The organism is Alcanivorax xiamenensis (assembly GCF_009846745.1).
GTDB lineage: Bacteria > Pseudomonadota > Gammaproteobacteria > Pseudomonadales > Alcanivoracaceae > Alloalcanivorax > Alloalcanivorax xiamenensis.
Genome location: NZ_AQPF01000013.1, coordinates 32,283 through 50,397, shown reverse-complemented (window position 1 = coordinate 50,397; position 18,115 = coordinate 32,283). Strand labels below are relative to the sequence as shown.

The following is an 18,115-nucleotide window of genomic DNA, read 5'->3' as shown; positions in this document are numbered from 1 at the left end:
CCAATGTGATCACTGAATTAAATCGCACGCCCCAGTGCCACAATCCAACAACGTCACGGCGCCCTGATCCGCGCTTGTTACGCTTACCGTCATGCCTCCGAGGTGAAGCCCCAGAGCATTCAGGAGCGGCTCAAGAATCATGGTCAGAATGTTACCTACCAGATCAATTACACCGGATTTAAGCAGCTCGTCCACTGCACCGGTTACGACACCAAGAATAGGCTCGAGGAGATCACTAAGAAGGCAACCCAGGCCTAAAAGGCCACAGTCCTTGGGTGGCGGCACTGTAACCTTCAAAATATCGAAGTCCCCGCTACTGAGGTGCAAGTCCGTGCCTCCCCCCACTGTCACACTGTTTGCCTGCCTCTCATAAAGGTCATAATCAAGCGTTCTGATCGAGTTGACGGCGGAACCAACTTTCAGCTCCTCAATAGTCGCCTCAATAACGATACTGGCCAAAATATCCTTCAAGGCGGGCAGCAACTCAGCGCTAATGCCTTTAACTTCCAAGCTGCCGGACGGTGTAATCACCCCTGTCGAGACGGTGGCCACTTTGGGCTGCATGTTCAACGTAAAAAGAACGTTATTACTTGCGCCGGATGCACAATCCGCATATTCAAGAAAACCAGATCCCCCTCCCGTCTCAACCGCCAGGGGAACCTCCACTTTAGCAATACCAAGAAGATCTGCCTCAACCAGAAGAGCAAGCGTTATATCGGCAGCCTCAAACTCCACCAGTGGCATGCCTTGAGCATCCGTTCGCGCCGGCCCGACCACCACCGTTGGCGGCTTATCCACTACCAGCGACAAGTCGGCACTGGCTATGCCAAGCACGTTGATATTGGCATCAACAGGAATTGAAGTGACGCCATCAAGAAGATTCAGAGCCAGCGCCACAACGGTGTCATACACGGGAACAGGGGTCTGATCTGGATACTGCACATCCGTTATCAGCTTAATAACCTGATCCAGCCTCACATTGGTGTCCACGAGGCCCGCATCCGACAACATATCCTGAACGACGGCAGCCGCATCACTGGCAGGATCCAAACCTGCCAAAATCCCCTGAAGGATATCATCAGCACCGACAAGATCATCCACCGCCCTCAAACCACCGGCCACGCCGATGGACTCCAGGAAGCCGCCAAGCGCAAATGTGGTTCCCGCCAGGCTCTCAATACTGGTGGCGTCCAGAGTAAAATCAGATACGCCCAGCAAGCCCCCCAGTACCGTGCCCAACAACCCGGCGTTACCGCCCGGACCACCGACAACCGCCGTTGACCCAGCGGCGCTCACCGTTGCGATAACTTCTTTCTTCGCCACCGCGACACGCTTCAGATCAACGTCACCCAGCAACCCCGGAATCAGTCGGGATATGGGTGTATCCGGGAGAGAATACTCGACTCGCACGGCATTGCTCTCGCTGACGAGGCTGTCGACCTGGCGAAAGCCCAGCGTGTTATCGGCACCTCGTTCAACAACCCCCGGCTGAACCACAAGCACGCCGCCAAGCTCGCCCATACCGTGTTCATCGGCAACTGCCTTGGCCACCACCTCGATACTGGTTGAGCTCACTTCTCCGCCGTAGCATGCCTGAGCAGCATCAGCGGCCGCCGTGGCAGCGACGTTGGCGATGCTCTGCATTTGCGAACGTACGGAATAAAGGCGTGCGCCGTCCAACGCCAACGCGGAAAACAGAACTATCATGATGATAATCAACGGCGTGATAACCGTGAGTGCTCCACGCTGACGTTTCATGTCAATTCTCTCCGCGAGTTTGCTCCCCAAAGCTGTCAGGGATGGGGTGCCGGAAAGACTCGGCCAACCGGCGTTGTGAATCCACATAGACCGGGGCGGCTATTTCGCTACTTTCCGCACCACCGCTACGGGCCTGTTCGTTCAACATTGAGCGCGTATACGTCCTGGAGGATTGGCCCTGGAGATCACCACTCATACCAGAAGGATAGTGTTTACCTTCAGGACTGACACCGTCCGCACCAGCTAGCGCGGGCACCAGGATCAGAGACGCCAAAATCAGTTTCATATCCTTACCTCACAAAGTGACCGGCCAGCTGTTTCGCATAGGCCAACTCGTCCGCATTGAAATCGTATTCCTTCTTCATCCAGCGCAGGCCGTCTTCGTCATCCGTCAACAGGAAAGCCACCGCCAGATTTTGCCGCACCGGGCCTTGCCCGTTCGCCAGTTCCATGGCGGTTCTCAACTCATAAGCCGCTTCTTTATAGTGCCCCACCAACATCAACACATATCCGTAATCATTACGGACCTGGGAGGACGCCGGGGCCCTCTCCCGCGCCACTTTCAGGTGATCGAGCGAAGCCAGAACATCATCTTTCTTCAGAAGCACCATGCCGAGACCATGGTGACTCTCCCCTGTGCCGCACTTATCAACCAGCACTTCAAAGATGGCTTGAGCATCATCAAGCTGCCCGGTGGCCGCCTTGAGCTGACCGTACCGGAGCCAATGCTCCACGGTACTCAGAGGCTGATCCTCGATTTTTGCCAAGGCCGCGTGATCACGGTCCCGTGACATCAGAGAGTCGATCATCTCAATCTGAACCTGTTGCTCCGGCTGCACCACTTCGTTACAGCTGATCCGATCCAAATCAACCCGGTCCGACGCCGTGACGGGTTTTGATACCGGCTTGCTGGCGCACCCCGCGGCAAGTAATGCTACCGCCGCGATCCCCACCGCTTTATGCATCCCTTCTTTCCATCTGCTTTTACACATTGCAGTTTCTCTCTTTATATTTCGGCTAGCGAGAAAGGGCGTCGGCGATGGAAATCACCGCCGGCCCGCCGATAATGATGAACAATGCTGGTAGCATGAAAACCATCATGACCACCGTGATCTTAGCGCCAATTCGATTGGTTTCTTCCTTCAGCTTGGAGCGTTCGACGTCCCTTGCTTCCTGAATAATCTGCTCCAGACTGGAGGACACCCCTGCTCCCAACTGACTGCTTTGCTTCATGAGCAAAACATAGCTTCTCAGCACTGGAATCTTGCGGTTCTCGCCCAGCTCATCCAACGCCTGGTTACGTTCCGCACCGGATTCCATCAAGCGATTAAAACGATCAATTCGGAGAATCAGCTTCGGCATTAATGGGCGGGCCTGAGCAGCTATCATCCGCATCACACGCTCCAGGGAAAGCCCGGCCTCCATCAACATCCTTGTCATGTGGCACAGCTCAACAGCTTCCCGATTCTGTTGTTTTTCCGCTGATTGGCCGATACCGCGAATAATCCTTCTCGGCAAAATAAACGCCGCGGCAGCACAAAGCATTCCTCCAAGCAACCCGAGAAAAATGAAACCCAACAGGATAACGCCGGCGGGGATCAGCCAGCAGTACAGAAGGTACATCAACTGCGCGCTGGCATTGCTTCTTCCTGTCGCTGCCATTGCCTGCTGAATTTCTATGAAGTCGTCCCGTGTCAGAGAAGAATGTGCAAAACGCCATGCCAGCCGCTCCAGAGCACTGCGGGATACAGGTTCTTCCGCGCTATCCGGCGAGGATCGCATGCGATCACTAATACGGGCTCGGCTTTCCCACTCCCGACTTTTCAGGATCACCCAACCACCGGCAACGATGGCAACCACGGCGGAAGATATAAGCCAACCGTTATACACGCCCCACCCCCTGAATCATTTTCAGAATGACGAGAATTCCCAACCCCTGAAGGACGCCTGCTACCACCAGCATGGTATGGCCCGTACTTGTTTTTAACAGCACCTCCGAGTAGCTCTCATTCATCAGGATCATGTAAGCCGCCAGCCCCATTGGAATAATGGCGAAGGCACCTGCTGTAAATCGCGTTTCGGAAGTGGCGGCCATGAACTCACGACGCAATTCCTGCTGCGATCTTAGGGAGCCAGCCACCTGCTGCATGATCGGTCGGATCGACGAGCCGAATCGAGCTGAGGTCCTAAGCGCGATGGACACCAGGATCAGAGATGGGATTTTGTACAATGAAGAAAAATCTTCAAAGAGGGACGTGTAATCCCGTCCCGCCTCCACGGCACTACGAAGCCTGAACGCCAGGGGATCGAAAACCGGATGAGCCTCACGGAATGACTCCACCAGAGACTGCTCCAGAGACCGCCCCGCATCCATATACCTCAACGCCGTTTCCATAATTCCCGGTAACTCTTCATTGATACGACGCCGCTGTTGCTCAAAACGAAACTTCCAGTAAACGAGCAACGTCATCACAACCAAAGCCATCGCAACCAGCGCTGCTACCGGCCCTTGGAGAAGGAATATTGCGACAACAAGCACGATCAGAAAGGCACCGACAACCATCACCTGGCTATCCGAGAGGCGAATGCCCGCAGGGACCAGAAGACGTTCTAACTTACCACTAAGCACTTGGTCCACAGGCGGTGCCGAACCATTTTCAGTACCAAGTGCCAGACGCCGCTCAACCGCGTCCTTGACCTGACGTTGCTGTCGAAGATTGAACCACAACCATTGCAACACCACCGTCGCGACGGCAAGGAATGCCAGGATTTGGGAGGCGACCAGCCAGTTAAGCGTATTCATGGTCTTCACTCCGATAGAGGTAGTCCATGTTGTATGGGTTGTCAGCGGTCGGCGCCAAAGCCACCACATCAGACACCCGGCGACGCCCGTCTGGCATCCGGACCAGTTGAATAATAATGTCCAGGGCGGAGCCAATCAGACGGCCAATGGCTTTCTCACTGGCATCGTAGCCATTGACCGCCAGCAAGGTTTCGATACGAACAAGGGCATCACGCGTGCTGTTGGCATGGATGGTGCTCATGGAACCTTCGTGGCCGGTGTTCATGGCCTGCAGCAGCTCGATAATTTCCCCCGACCGGACCTCGCCCAGAATGATCCGATCCGGTCGCATCCGCAGCGCGTTGATGACCAGGTCCCTTGCAGTAATCCGGCCCTTGCCTTCGGTATTGGCAGGACGGGTTTCGAGACGCACCACATGGGGATGGTGCAGAACCAGCTCGGCGGAGTCCTCAATGGTCAGCACTCGCTCCTCTCGCGGAATATACTGACTGATGAGATTGAGCATTGTGGTCTTCCCGGTACCCGTCCCTCCGCTGACAATGATATTGCGTCGGGATTCCACCGCGCGAACCAACACATCAAGACACGCTTCCGTCATTGAGCCACGTGCAATAAGGTCCTTGGCGCTAAGATGATTTCCGGTAAATTTACGAATGCTGAGTGTGGCCCCTTCCAGGGCCAGCGGAGGAATCACCGCGTTAACACGTGAACCATCCGGAAGACGCGCATCCACCATCGGGCTGGCTTCATCCAGACGCCGGCCCAAAGGGGCCAACATGCGACGGATGATCCGAAGTATATGCTCGTCGTTGATAAAACGGACTCGAGCGTGCTGCAAAACCCCTGCAATTTCGACGAAAACCTGATTGGGGCCGTTCACCAGAATATCGTTGATCCGCTCGTCCGCCAGAAGCGGCTCCAACGGCCCGAAGCCCGTCACTTCATCCAGTGTATCCCGGATCAGCTGATTCAGATCCTGAGTGGAAAGCGGCACGCGATTCTGAGAAATGTATTGAGAAACCTGCCCCCTGACGAAATCATTCAAGCGTTCTCTCGAGGCACGCCCAACCTCGATACCGGCCTCGTCAAGACGCTCCACCACCCACCGATGAGTGTGGTCCTTAAGCGTCTGATACTCCTGATCGATGCGCCCCGTCACACTCTACTCCTAACCCTTGGAGGCAATCCGGCGAAACCATCCGGCGCCTTTGCTTTGTGTTGCACCGCGCTCCCCAAGCCTGGATAACAGGCCACCGATCTGGCGGCAATAGGGGGAACGAGGGGCCTGGTCCTGCATGGTCTGGCCGGAATTAATGGCCAGAACCCGGTACTTCCACTCCATTGGCAACACGCCTGCAAGTGCCGCGCCAGCGGTATCGGCAAGTTCCTCGGAAGACGGCGGCACGCCGTTCACATAGCCATCAACAACGATCTTCATCTGTCCCTGATTGCCAATATGCGAACGCCAGTCACCAACCAATTCACGTGCCGCATGCGCATGATCAACGAGTGGATGAATCGCCACGAGGAGATGTTGTGTGTGGACGCCAAGGGCACGCACCCAGTGTTCGCTATGCAAATTGCCAATATTGACGATGATGCGGTCGAACATCTGCATCAGCCCGTTCAAGGCGATAAACAGATCCGCACTGCGATCTCCACCCAGATGGCTCTCGGCTTTACCGCCGGCCAGAAGACGCAGCCCCGGACGATACTCCTCCAATGCGGTATTGATCAGCGTCTCATCCAGGGTTTCCGGACTGGCCAACAGGTTTTCCAAGGTGTATTGGCTATGGCTGTCCAGGTAAAAACAGCCACGTTCGGATTGAGTATCAATGGCAAGGGTGCGGCCCTGCGGGTTTTGCCGGCTTAATTCGATAGCCAGGTTCTGGGTCAGAAAGCGGGTATCGACCGACGCCTCCGCGCCGGTCACCAGAATCAGATTGCCGGTGGTGGACCGGTTTTCATCGTCATAATGCCCACTGCGCACTAACTGGTGACGTCTCAGTCTATCCCTTACCTCGGTGGCATCGTGACCGGCGACAAGACAGTCCCGGGCTCCGGCCCGCATGCTTTGCAGCAACAGCTCCTGATTGGAGCGCGCGCAAACGGTAATGACGGTCAGCCAGGGGCGTGCGCTGGTCAGCGCGGTTATGATGGCCAGCGATTGATTCAATTCCTCTTCGCTGACTTCCACCAGAACCACGTGGGCGGTAGTGGCCTCTAGTAAGCGCAGGACTCTGCCTACATCGGAGCGACCAACGAATTCCATACGAAAGGAGTTATCCACCACCCGGTCCAGCCAGGTGCGCAGGCTGTCGTCATCAATAACCGAGAGAATGATTTCATTATCCGCCATAGCACTCACCAGCTCACTCCATGACGAATGGGCCGGGAACCCCGGCGCGGTTCCGTGGCCATATCGAACCAGCCCGTACTGCTTTCACGATACCCGACCCCCGGCATCACCAAGGGAGGATCCGACGGCTTGCGCGGCGTCACCAGGTGCGGGGTCACCACCATCACCAGCTCTTTATCATCACGGGAAATACGGCTGGACCGGAAGAAAGCACCCAGTACCGGAATGTTACCCAACCCGGGGATACGGTCACTGCTGTTGATGGTGCTGCGGCTGACCAGTCCGCTGATGATGAAAGTCTCCCCTGGTGCCAATGATACCGTGGTTTCGGAGCGACGGAGGCGCAAGCCCGGAACCTGAACGCCACCGGTTTGCACACCGACGGAATAATCCAGTTCACTCACTTCCGGCGCCACCTTGAGGATGATCTGCTCACCGCTGATCACCGTCGGCGTCAACGTTACACCCACCCCGAATTCCTTATACTCAATCTGCACACCAGTATTATCACTGCGTGTGGGCACAGGAAATTCCCCACCAGCCAGGAAAGAGGCACTCTGACCGCTCAGACTGGTCAGCGACGGTTCGGCCAGCGTGTACGCGAAGCCACCGGACTCGAGGGCATTGATAATGGTGAGGGAGTTGCTACCGATACGGAACAAACTGAAACCGTCGGAACTCAGCGCGTCCTGAGCGGATGATGCACTACCAAACCCTCGAAAACCCTGGCCGGGAGGCGCCACCCCAATGGCGGTATCTCCGCCATTGAACAGATTGGCGTAGTACACCCCCAGGCTGTTCAACTCAGACCGGTTCACTTCCAGAACACGGACATCGGTCTGTACCTGAGTACCGAAAGGCAGTGCCGCCCCCTGGGTGGTCGCGACCACCACCACACTGCGCAAAGGCTTGCTGTTTCCACGCAACCAGACTGTGATCTCCGCCGATCCTTCCTGTTTGGCGGTGAGCAGCAATTCCTGGGGGCCGCTCACTGTCAGCGTTGCCACCTCGGGATCGGATGTCGCCACCTTGGTAACCTGCTCCGGAAAAACCAGCACCTTCTGATCACCCGGCGCCAGCGAGGTGGATGCAGGGAGTTCTCCTTCCGCGTGTGCCAGAATAGTCACCAGCATCATCAGCCCGCCCAGCAGCAGGCGCAGCCCGTATTTAACGTACATAGGTGCTCCTCGCTTCGGATCCTTCGAATACCTGCACCCGGTGTCCCGGGGAACGGCGCACAACCGGCGCGCTCACAGGCTTCTCTTCTTTGGGGAAAAAGTCTTCCAGGTAGAAAGGCTTGGCCGGTTCCGCCGCCTCCGCGAGCACCTGCCCCTCCTCTGTCGGTGTTTCCGGCTCTTCGACCACTTCCGATTCTTCAATCACGCGAACACCGGAACCATGAACGGACAAGCGCAGAGTGCTTTGAGTCGAGGCCAACAACAGACTGGGTATTTTCTCTTCCGGCACTGCCAGGACAACGGTGTTATTGGCATTTCGGCGCCGGTCCTCGTCATCGGCCGGCACGCTGCCAGCCAGATTGCCATGTACCGCCAATACCTCAAGATCTTTCTGGACCACCATGGCAGCCGGCCCTTTCTTTCCTTCCGTCCGGGTGAACGCGGAGATCACGTCAACCCGGTCGCCCGGTTGCAGCAAACCACCAGCGCCAACGACGTTGTCCACTGGGAGAGCGATTGCCCGGAAGCCTTCCGGCACCGCATCAGGTAACGGGCGACCACCACCTTCCAGGTGGCGCTTGGTTAGCAATTCTCCGGCACGCACATCCTGTACCAACGCCTGCCCCACCAATGACTGCTCCGCCGACATACCATCCGGCAACGGGGACTCCGAGGTGACTTCCGCCAACATGTCCTGAGTCAAAGGCTCACCGGCCGGCACGCCCCGGGTTACCACCCAATAGCGGTGTGCCGCTGCTTTCGTTCTTGCCTGGTCGCCTTGCTGCACGGTGACGGGCACCGGGGCTGGTTCCGGATCACGGCTCAACCCCACCACTGCGAGGATAAGCGCCAGAGCCGCCAGCAATAGCGCCGGCAGCGCGTATAACACTCGAGTTCCCATATCCCCCTCCGGGATAGTCCTTTATTCAGGGCTACTGGCTCGCGGTCAGAATGCAGCCCTGGCTTCTACACTCAACGCATCCGGTAAGGGCGGAAACGTTCCCAACCATCCAAAGCTCAAGCCTGGCGCGATCGGATTTGTCTTAAAATTCGGATAGGTCAAAGAGCATCGAACAACCTCAATACCACTGATGCTTTCTGTAGCGCAGCCACCTTCGAGCCGTCCTCGCCAGCTTTCTGGCAAATTATTTTTCAGGCCTTCAAGAGTGGCACTCGCCCTGGCCGCCACCGCCGCCGAAATATCGGCGGCGGCGAAGGCTGAGCGATCCACATATAAACCCGATGTAACGGCTCGATCAGCTACGTCCTGAATCTGGTACTTGGCGAAAAACGTAACGCCATAGATTCCGGCCGCGTAGAGCATGGCTACAATCACGGGAAACAACATTATGAACTCCAATGTTATCGCCCCGTCTTCACGAGATCTCATGACTCAGCCTCAAGCCCTGCAACAACGAATTTACCTGAAGATCAACCAGCTGCAGGCCCGCTAACGCCAGCGGCGTCGTCAAAAAGACCCTCGAAGACCTCAATCAATTTATCTCCAGCACCACTGGCGGCTAACAAACCAACGATGATGATAATTGCGGCAGCGAGCACGATATATTCCAACGCACTAGCCCCACGCTGGCGGTTACTACGGGTTGGCATTTGGGAAAAGAGACGCGCCATCAGGAATTGAGTGGCGGTATTAATGGATTGGATCAGTTTCATTTTAAAGCGCTCCCTTGCGGCTTTTTAATTACCCCCCAGACAGGGGCACCTTTCAGTTTTAATCGTAGATGCGGTGTGACGTTCGTCACAAGTTCTACTTTGTGCATACTGCGTAAATACACGTAGCTATTTCAATCACTTACAGATCCGCTCTTAAGATAATCGGCCGGTGGCATGCGATAAGTGGTTTTGCTTACCCCCCGACTCCCTTGGCACCTCCCCGTCTGCATTTTACATTTTCCGAATACGCACTGAGTTGTTTTGAGTGTGCAAAAACCTGACTCCAAATGAAATAATGTCATTTTGTCATTATGAAAAAGTGCGCTCAGTCACATTTCCTATATGCGATATGTAAAATCATGCTGAGAATCAGATCACAAGAGTGCGGGCAACGTACAAAGCGTTACATAAGATTGCATAAGGATGGATTTTAAGGACGGAAAGGCGCCGGCCGGGTTTCAGTTTTATTCCCGGACAATGAATATGCGGTGACATTTTGAGCTTCAACCTACTGGTGGGAAGGTTGGGATGAGGCAGCTTGAATCGCGCCCGGCCGTGATCGGGGACTGGACATTTGATCAGGTGGAGGCCAGTTTATCACCAGGTATTACTTATTGATACGAGGGCCCATCATGGCAACGCCCCTGAAGATCGACGACGAACTGAAAAGCCGCGTCCAGCACCTTGCCAATCAACGGCGCCGTTCGGCCCACTGGCTCATGCTGGAGGCTATTCAGCAGTATGTTGAACGGGAGGAAGCACGCGAAAGCTTTCGGCAAGAAGCGCTGGCCTCCTGGCAAGCCTATCAGGAAACAGGACAGCATCTGACGGGGCAGGAAGTTCGTGACTGGTTGAAGACCTGGGGCACTGACAATGAACAGGATACTCCCGAGTGCCACGAATAGTCATTACTGCCCGAGCAACTCAAGGCCCGGCGAGGTGCCGCCGGTCCTGCTTGACAAGGCTCCCGAGGCGGCCCGGCGCGCCGGACAGGTCATTGAGCAGCACTTTTTGCTACTGGAATCAACTCCCACCGTTGGCCGCCCGGACGAAGCGATTCCTGTATTGCGTGAGTTGGTGATTCCTTTCGGAGATTCTGGCCATATCGCGCTGTACCGCTTTGAACCCGCCGACGATACCGTCTATGTGCTGGCATTCCAGCATCAGAAGGAGGCGGGTTATTAAGCCGCTGTGGGGAGCGGCCTTGGCCGCGAATGTCTCTGGACCATTGGCCATTCGCTTGCAAGCAAGCTTCCCACAGCGGCCTTGTAGTAAGACTGTGGGAGACCAGCTTGCTGGCAAGTCCCGCCCCCTGCCGCGTTGGGACGTTCGCTTGCAAGCAAGCTTCCCACAGCGGCCTTGTGGTAAGACTGTGGGAGACCAGCTTGCTGGCAAGTCCCGCCCCCTGCCGCGTTGGGACGTTCGCTTGCAAGCAAGCTTCCCACAGCGGCCTTGTGGTAAGACTGTGGGAGACCAGCTTGCTGGCGAATTCCGGCCTCCGGCGTTGTCCTATTCGCTTGCAGGCAAGCCCCCCACAGCGTCTTCGTAGTTGTAGGCAATTGGTTCCGTGGGAAATGGCGGCAATTGGCGGGCACAACAAAAGGCCCGGTGGCTTGTGCCACCAGGCCTTTATCTGTTCGCCCCGTGCCAGGCTGGGGAAGCGTTACTTGATTTTCGCTTCCTTGTACATCACGTGCTTGCGTACCACCGGATCAAACTTTTTGGTTTCCATCTTTTCCGGATGGAGACGCTTGTTTTTGGTGGTGGTGTAGAAGTGACCGGTGCCTTCAGAGGACACCAGACGAATCTTTTCACGAACCGGACCGGCCATGGGTCAGCTCCTTAAACTCGAATGCCGCGGGCACGGATATCGGTCAGTACTGAGTCGATACCCTTCTTATCGATGATGCGCATGCCTTTGGAGGACACGCGCAGACGCACAAAGCGCTTTTCGCTTTCCACCCAGAAACGGTGGTAGTGCAAATTCGGTTCGAACCGACGCTTGGTCTTGATGTTCGAGTGGGACACGTTGTGGCCCGTTACCGGGCGCTTGCCGGTCACCTGGCAAACCTTGGACATGATCTTGCTCCCGTGATGATCACATAGGGGCGGGGCAGCCCCGGAATAAGGCCGCGTTTTATACCAGACCCCGCTCCCGGGATCAAGCGGAAAGCGTCGATGGCGGTGCATTGGGGAGGGCTGGCAGGGCCGGTATTCGCTGCCAAGGCAGCTTCCCACAGCGGCTTCGTAGCACACTGTGGGAAGCCAGCTTGCTGGCGAATCCTGCCCCGGCCTCCCACAGCGGCTTTGTAGCGGGGTGGCGGGAAGCGCGCGAGCCCGCCGCTACAGCCAGCCGAGGCGGCCCAGGGACTGCCACTGGTTGTCACCGATCACCAGGTGATCCAGCAGGCGGACATCCACCAGGTTCAGGGCGTCGCTGAGGCGGCGGGTGACATCGCGGTCCGCGCGGCTGGGCTCGGCGATGCCCGAGGGGTGATTGTGCCCGACGATGATGCTGGACGCATTGTGGTCCAGCGCCCGCCGCACCACTTCCCTCGGGTAGACGGCGGCGGCGTCCACGGTGCCACGGAACAGCTTCTCGAAGCCGAGCATGCGGTTCTTGTTGTCCATGAACAGTACCGCGAACACCTCACTGGGCTCCCCGCGCAGCTCCGACATGAACATGCGCGCGGCCGGCTCGGGTTCACTGAGGGTCACTTCCTTCTTGAGTTCCAAGGCGACATAACGTTTCCCCAGCTCCACCGATGCCAGCAACTGGGTCAGGCGGGTGCCTCCCAGCCCGCGCATACGCCGCATGCGCTCCGGAGGCAGATCCAGCAGTGCCCGCAGATCGCCAGCCTCATTCAACAGATTGCGCCCCAGGTCCACCGCGGAACAGCCCCGCAGACCAGTGCGCAACAACACCGCCAGCAGCTCCGCGTCACTCAGTGCCGCCGCGCCCCGCTGCAGCAGCTTTTCCCGCGGGCGTTCGTTTTCCGGCCAGTCCGTTATTGCCATTGGATATCCTCCGTGATGATGGTTTAGTGCCCTGCTAGCCGACGCCAATCGCCGCCCCCTGGCCCGTTTGTCACCGCCCGGCATTGGGCATACACTGCGAAAGCGTCCACCCCAAACTACTGTACGGAAATACAGTATGCAACGTTTGATTAGTAAGCGAATTCTTCTCGGCGTCACCGGCGGCATCGCCGCTTACAAGGCAGCGGATCTGGTCCGTCGCCTGCAGGACGCCGGCGCCGAGGTGCGCGTGGTGATGACCCAGGGAGCCTGTGAGTTCATCACGCCGCTGACCATGCAGGCGCTGTCCGGGCAACCGGTGCACACCGACCTTCTCGACCCCCGCGCCGAGGCGGCGATGGGGCACATCGAACTGGCGCGCTGGGCCGACCTGATCCTGATTGCTCCGGCCTCCGCCAATTTCCTCGCCCGTCTGGCCCACGGCCACGGCAACGATCTGCTGACCACCCTGTGCCTGGCCACCGGCGCGCCCATTGCCATCGCGCCGGCCATGAATCAGCAGATGTGGGCGGATAGCGCCACGCAGAAGAATCAGCTGATCCTGCAGGAGAAAGGCATCCATATCTTCGGCCCCGGTTCCGGCAGCCAGGCCTGCGGCGAGGTGGGCCCCGGCCGCATGCTGGAGCCGGAAGAGATCATTCAGCGGGCAGCGGATATCTTTAATTACGATCTGCTCACCGGCAGGCATGTGGTGATCACCGCCGGCCCCACCCGCGAGCCGATCGATCCGGTGCGTTACCTGACCAACAAGAGTTCCGGCAAGATGGGCTTCGCTCTGGCGGAGGCGGCCGCGGAAGCGGGTGCCCGGGTCACGCTGATCGCCGGTCCGGTGGCCTTGCCAACGCCGGAGCGGGTGCATCGTATCGACGTGGTACGCGCCCAGGATATGTACGAGACCAGCATGGGAGTGGTGGAGCAGGGCTGCGATGTGTTCATCGCCACCGCCGCCGTGGCGGACTACCGGCCGACGGTGACCGCGGACCACAAGATCAAGAAGTCCACCGAGGAGATTCACCTGACCCTGGTGAAGAACCCGGACATCATCGCCGCGGTGGCCAGCCACGACAAACGCCCCTTCACCGTGGGCTTCGCCGCGGAAACCCAGGACGTGATGAGCTACGCCCAGGGCAAGCTGACCAACAAGAAGCTGGACATGATCGCCACCAACGATGTGTCCGGCAGCAATGTGGGTTTCAACAGCGACAATAACGCCCTGACCGTGATCTGGCCCGGCGGCCACAAGGTACTGCCGCTGGCGTCCAAACGACAGATCGCCAAGCAATTGATCGAACTGATCGCGATACGGTACAAGGACTGAAGAAAATCACGGCCGTGGGCACTGCTGCCTTACAAATGGGGAAGCTCTGGCGCTTGACCGCAGACTCCATTGCCGTGGCCAGCCGATTGGTCTTGGATATGTGAATTCACGCTGCATTCGCGAGCAAGCTCGCTTCCCACAAAGGGGGCTACCGAGCCGCTGTGGGAAGCTGCCTTGGTAGCGAATCAACGTGCCAACGTGTCTCGTGTAAGCTATTCGTCGATTCGTCATCAACCCGGGATAACACATGAACCTGCAATATCGAGTGCTCGACCCGCGTCTGGGCGACACCATTCCCTTGCCCCATTACGCCACCGAAGGCTCCGCCGGCCTGGACCTGCGCGCCATGCTGGACGAAGCCATCAGCCTGGCGCCGGGGGATTCCACTTTGCTGCCCACCGGTTTGTCGATCCACATCGCCGATCCCGGTTACGCCGGCCTGGTGCTGCCGCGCTCCGGCCTGGGGCACAAGCACGGCATCGTGCTGGGTAATCTGGTGGGGCTGATCGACTCCGATTACCAGGGCGAATTGATGGTCTCCTGCTGGAACCGGGGGCAAAATGCTTTCACTCTGGAGCCCGGTGAGCGGGTGGCGCAGTTGGTGATCGTGCCGGTGCGGCAGGTGGTCTGGCAGCAGGTGGAGCAGTTCACAGAAAGCCAACGGGGTAGCGGCGGCTTCGGCCACAGTGGCCGACAATAACCTCCGCACCCGCCCGTCCCGCGCATGACACTATTCCGATGCGGGCCGGGCGCGCACGCCGGCGGTGGGGGCCGCCGGCGTTGTTGCTTGAACATCGTCGTTCAAGTGCACAACAAGGGGGGACACCATGTTCAACAGCAAGGCCGACGGCGCCGGCGCGCGCCCAGCCCGGCCCTTCGTTCTGCTCGCCTTACTGGTGGGGCTGGCGCTCGCCGCCGCCCAGGCCGTTTATTTCCACCAGCAGATCCAGCACAGGCAGTTACAAACCGCGCAGGCCGATGCCCGGGGACTGGCCCGGGAATGGGCGGGCGCCCTGTGGAACCGGGCGCAACGGCTCGAGGACAGGCTGACGCGCCTGCCCGGCGAAATCCCGGTCCAGCGCGCGCTGGCGCAAACGCACATTTCCGATGCCGACTGGTTTCGCGACGGCCGGTTACGCATCGTGCCGGACGCCGCCGCCACCGAGGCGCTCAGCTTCACCGAGCAGGATCTGCTGCAACGGCTTCATGAAGGGGGCGGCCGCGCCCCTCTGGTCATCGGGCGCGGCGGTGAGTCGCCGGCATTGCTGGCGGGACGGGCGGTATCCGGCGGCGCCCTGATCATCCAGCAGGGTCTCGGGCCCTGGATGCAACGGATCGATCAGCGCCTGCCCAAAGGCGCCCAGGTACGGCTGATTCAGGACGATGTCACTCTGGCCCGGCGCGGCCAGGCCGCTCTCCATGGCACTGCTCTTCATGGCACGAATACGGCTTCCGGGGAAGCCACCCAGGGTACCTTCACGGTGCGGCTGGATATGCCACCGCCCCCGCCTCCGATCACCGCCTGGATTCTGCCCGGCGGCCTGGGTCTCGGCCTGATCCTGCTCGCGCTGATCCTGCCCAGGCTGAGGCGACGCCCTGAGCAGCCGGAACCGGCGGTACAAGTCAGCTCTCCCAAACCGCAACGCCGCGAACCGGCCGCGCCGAAACCAGCGGCACCGACGGTCACCCAGCCGCCATTGCCGGATGATGTTTTCAGCGGCGATGGCCTGGTTCTCAAAGCGGACCCCGAGCTCCTGGCTCGCCTGGGCAGCGCCTTCGCCGCTCTGGCCCGGGACAAGCACGCTCCGGCCCTGTGCCTGGCCAGTGATGATTCGGAGGGGGCCGATGCGGTGCTCGACGCGCTGCGTGGCGGGATTCTCGTGGAAGGCATCAAGACCCTGGACCAGGCACCCTGCGCGGAACCCCTGTGGCGACACGGGCTGGAAACCGGCGCCACCCGCGAAGGGCTGTACGCCCACAAACACGGTGATCGCTGGCGGCTGATTCCGGTGCTGGACGGCCAGGACCTGAGCCAGGACGATGTCGACACCCTGCGCCGCTACAGCGCCGGTACCGTGGCCGCCACCGCGCGACGGGCCGATCCCGAGCCGGCTCCCCTTGATGCTTATCTGCGCCAGCTTCGTGACGATATCGTTCTGGCCCGGCCACTGCGGCTGGCGCTGCACGCGCCTCCGCTGCTGGCACCGCTGGCGAACGCCCTGTTCGATGGCCTGGGCTGTGCCGTAGTGCCGGCCAAGACCGCCGAGACCCTGCGCCGCGTGGTGACGGAACAGAACACGGATATCGGTATCCTCCTGGATCAGCGGGGCAATACGCTGGCGGTGGTGGATCATCAGGGCGGGGAAGTGGCGTCTGATCAGGTACTGATGCTGCTGGCCCGGGACTTGTTGAGCCGTCACCCCGGCGCCGACGTTTTATTTGACGTAAAATGCAGCCGCGCCTTGCCTTCCCTGATTCGCAAACAGGGCGGGCGCCCGGTATTGTGCGCCGCCGACCCAAGCCATATCGCCGGGGAGCGCCTGCGTTTGGGCGCGCCGTTGGCGGGTGAGTGGTCCGGCCGGTTGTTTTGCGCGGATCGTTGGTTCGGCTTCGCCGACGGTTTCTATGCGGCGGCCCGGGTGCTGGAGATCCTCAGTATGCAGGAGGACGACAGCGCCACCGTGTTCGCTGGCCTCACCACCGGGCGGAGTACCCCGCTGCTGCGGCTGCCTGTCCCCGATGATCAGGGGCTGGCGCTGGTTTCGGCGCTGCGCGCGGAGGGCCGTTTTCCCGGCGGACGCGCGGCCACCGTGGACGGTCTGCGGGTGGAATTTCCCGATGGGTGGGGCGTGGTGAGGCTTTGCCCCTTACAATCGGTGCTGGAAATGCGCTTCGAGGGTCGCGACACGGCGGCCCTGGAACGGGTCAAGGATCTGTTCCGTGATCAGCTCCGGGCGGTGTCCCCCGACCTGGCGCTGCCCTTTTGACGTTTTGGCTGGAGAATGACATGGATACCAAGAGCGCCCAGGAAACCGCGCGCGTTCTGATCGAGGCTCTGCCCTATATTCAGCGTTTTTCCGGAACCACCGTGGTGATCAAGTACGGTGGCAACGCCATGGAAAATGATGAGCTGAAGAACAGCTTCGCCCGTGACGTGGTGATGATGAAACAGGTGGGCATCCATCCGGTGATCGTCCACGGCGGCGGCCCGCAGATCGGCGATCTGCTCAACCGTCTCGGCAAGGAAAGCAAGTTCGTCCAGGGCATGCGCGTCACCGATCAGGAGACCATGGACGTGGTGCAGATGGTGCTCGGCGGCCTGGTCAACAAGGACATCGTCAATCTGATCCAGCACAACGGCGGCCAGGCCATCGGTCTCACCGGCAAGGACGGCCGTCTGATCCGCGCCCGCAAGATGCTGCTGCGCAACGAGGATGCCGACAATCCGGAATTGAAGGCCTCCGAAATCATCGACATCGGTCACGTGGGGGAAGTGCAGGGCATCAACACCCGCATTCTTTCGCTGCTTTCCGGCAGTGATTTCATTCCGGTGATCGCGCCCATCGGCGTGGATGATGAAGGGGTCAGCTACAACATCAACGCAGATCTGGTGGCCGGCAAGGTGGCCGAGGTGTTGCGCGCCGAGAAGCTGATCCTGCTGACCAATGTGGCCGGGCTCAAGGACAAGAACGATCGTATTCTCACCGGCCTGAGCGCGGAGCGGGTCAATACGCTGATCAAGGACGGAACCATTTACGGCGGCATGCTGCCGAAGATTCGCTGCGCCCTGGAAGCCGTGGAGAATGGGGTGCGCACATCACACATCATCGACGGCCGGGTACCTCACGCGGTGCTGTTGGAGATTCTCACCGATCAGGGTATCGGCACGCTCATCAGCCGCGATTGATACGCCGGAACGGCACTTTGTTATTGGCTCCAATTGGGGTGGAGCACACCGGCCCGGCGGCGGCATCGCCGGGCCGGCTCAC

The 18,115-nt window shown here is 59.1% G+C and carries 19 protein-coding genes; 6 read left to right on the top strand and 13 right to left on the bottom strand.

Features of this window, described 5'->3' with window-relative positions:
- Positions 1–9: 9 nt before the first annotated feature.
- The 10 genes from A6D6_RS10390 to A6D6_RS10345 form a co-directional block, all read right to left on the bottom strand.
- Positions 10–1,758, bottom strand: a complete 1,749-nt coding sequence (locus tag A6D6_RS10390; RefSeq protein ID WP_159660687.1) for a pilus assembly protein TadG-related protein — start codon at positions 1,756–1,758, stop codon at positions 10–12.
- 290 nt (positions 1,759–2,048) lie between these two features.
- On the bottom strand, positions 2,049–2,723 hold the full coding sequence (locus tag A6D6_RS10385) for a tetratricopeptide repeat protein (RefSeq protein ID WP_055099426.1): 675 nt from the start codon (positions 2,721–2,723) through the stop codon (positions 2,049–2,051).
- A 52-nt stretch (positions 2,724–2,775) separates the two neighbouring features.
- Positions 2,776–3,648, bottom strand: coding sequence for a type II secretion system F family protein (locus tag A6D6_RS10380; protein ID WP_236564071.1), 873 nt, complete (start codon positions 3,646–3,648; stop codon positions 2,776–2,778).
- A complete protein-coding gene (locus A6D6_RS10375; protein WP_097059031.1) occupies positions 3,641–4,561 on the bottom strand; it encodes a type II secretion system F family protein in 921 nt (306 codons plus the stop codon). The genes A6D6_RS10380 and A6D6_RS10375 overlap by 8 nt, the downstream gene beginning before the upstream one ends.
- Positions 4,548–5,720: a TadA family conjugal transfer-associated ATPase gene (locus A6D6_RS10370; protein ID WP_097059032.1), complete on the bottom strand. Its 1,173-nt coding sequence runs from the start codon at positions 5,718–5,720 to the stop codon at positions 4,548–4,550. Before A6D6_RS10370 ends, A6D6_RS10375 begins: the two co-directional genes overlap by 14 nt.
- A gap of 9 nt (positions 5,721–5,729) precedes the next feature.
- Positions 5,730–6,920: a CpaE/TadZ family protein gene (locus A6D6_RS10365; RefSeq protein ID WP_159660686.1), complete on the bottom strand. Its 1,191-nt coding sequence runs from the start codon at positions 6,918–6,920 to the stop codon at positions 5,730–5,732.
- A gap of 5 nt (positions 6,921–6,925) precedes the next feature.
- On the bottom strand, positions 6,926–8,098 hold the full coding sequence (locus A6D6_RS10360) for a type II and III secretion system protein family protein (protein ID WP_236564070.1): 1,173 nt from the start codon (positions 8,096–8,098) through the stop codon (positions 6,926–6,928).
- Positions 8,088–8,999 carry a Flp pilus assembly protein CpaB gene (gene cpaB / locus A6D6_RS10355; protein WP_080530174.1) on the bottom strand — a complete coding sequence of 304 codons (912 nt, stop codon included), beginning with the start codon at positions 8,997–8,999 and terminating at the stop codon, positions 8,088–8,090. Before cpaB ends, A6D6_RS10360 begins: the two co-directional genes overlap by 11 nt.
- 45 nt (positions 9,000–9,044) lie before the next feature.
- A complete protein-coding gene (locus A6D6_RS10350) occupies positions 9,045–9,488 on the bottom strand; it encodes a TadE/TadG family type IV pilus assembly protein (protein ID WP_342352133.1) in 444 nt (147 codons plus the stop codon).
- Positions 9,489–9,529: 41 nt separating this feature from the next.
- Positions 9,530–9,772: a hypothetical protein gene (locus A6D6_RS10345; protein ID WP_097059036.1), complete on the bottom strand. Its 243-nt coding sequence runs from the start codon at positions 9,770–9,772 to the stop codon at positions 9,530–9,532.
- Positions 9,773–10,404: 632 nt separating this feature from the next.
- Between A6D6_RS10345 and A6D6_RS10340 the strand changes: the two genes are divergently transcribed.
- Together A6D6_RS10340 and A6D6_RS10335 are read left to right on the top strand one after the other, a co-directional pair.
- A complete protein-coding gene (locus tag A6D6_RS10340; RefSeq protein WP_133492731.1) occupies positions 10,405–10,677 on the top strand; it encodes a CopG family ribbon-helix-helix protein in 273 nt (90 codons plus the stop codon).
- Entirely contained in the window at positions 10,646–10,957 is a 312-nt protein-coding gene (locus A6D6_RS10335) for a type II toxin-antitoxin system RelE/ParE family toxin (protein ID WP_201303756.1), read from the top strand. The genes A6D6_RS10340 and A6D6_RS10335 overlap by 32 nt, the downstream gene beginning before the upstream one ends.
- Before the next feature lie 478 nt (positions 10,958–11,435).
- Here the strand turns inward: A6D6_RS10335 and rpmG are convergent, their stop codons facing one another.
- The 3 genes from rpmG to radC all read right to left on the bottom strand — a co-directional run bounded on the left by rpmG (position 11,436) and on the right by radC (position 12,790).
- A complete protein-coding gene (gene rpmG, locus A6D6_RS10330) occupies positions 11,436–11,603 on the bottom strand; it encodes a 50S ribosomal protein L33 (RefSeq protein WP_014992561.1) in 168 nt (55 codons plus the stop codon).
- 11 nt (positions 11,604–11,614) lie between these two features.
- Complete coding sequence (gene rpmB, locus A6D6_RS10325; protein WP_014992560.1) at positions 11,615–11,851, bottom strand: 50S ribosomal protein L28; 237 nt, start codon at positions 11,849–11,851, stop codon at positions 11,615–11,617.
- Positions 11,852–12,115: 264 nt separating this feature from the next.
- Entirely contained in the window at positions 12,116–12,790 is a 675-nt protein-coding gene (radC, locus tag A6D6_RS10320; protein ID WP_159660685.1) for a RadC family protein, read from the bottom strand.
- A gap of 136 nt (positions 12,791–12,926) precedes the next feature.
- Here radC and coaBC point away from each other — a divergent pair, with 136 nt between their 5' ends.
- The 4 genes from coaBC to argB all read left to right on the top strand — a co-directional run bounded on the left by coaBC (position 12,927) and on the right by argB (position 18,033).
- Positions 12,927–14,126 carry a bifunctional phosphopantothenoylcysteine decarboxylase/phosphopantothenate--cysteine ligase CoaBC gene (coaBC, locus tag A6D6_RS10315; RefSeq protein WP_133492729.1) on the top strand — a complete coding sequence of 400 codons (1,200 nt, stop codon included), beginning with the start codon at positions 12,927–12,929 and terminating at the stop codon, positions 14,124–14,126.
- Positions 14,127–14,373: 247 nt separating this feature from the next.
- Positions 14,374–14,826 carry a dUTP diphosphatase gene (gene dut / locus A6D6_RS10310; RefSeq protein WP_133492728.1) on the top strand — a complete coding sequence of 151 codons (453 nt, stop codon included), beginning with the start codon at positions 14,374–14,376 and terminating at the stop codon, positions 14,824–14,826.
- 127 nt (positions 14,827–14,953) lie between these two features.
- The gene (locus A6D6_RS10305) at positions 14,954–17,113 is read left to right on the top strand and encodes a phosphohexomutase domain-containing protein (protein WP_159660684.1); all 2,160 of its coding nucleotides are present in this window, start codon (positions 14,954–14,956) and stop codon (positions 17,111–17,113) included.
- A gap of 20 nt (positions 17,114–17,133) precedes the next feature.
- Positions 17,134–18,033 (top strand): acetylglutamate kinase, encoded by a 900-nt coding sequence (gene argB / locus A6D6_RS10300; protein WP_063140227.1) that lies wholly within the window; start codon positions 17,134–17,136, stop codon positions 18,031–18,033.
- Positions 18,034–18,115: the final 82 nt, after the last annotated feature.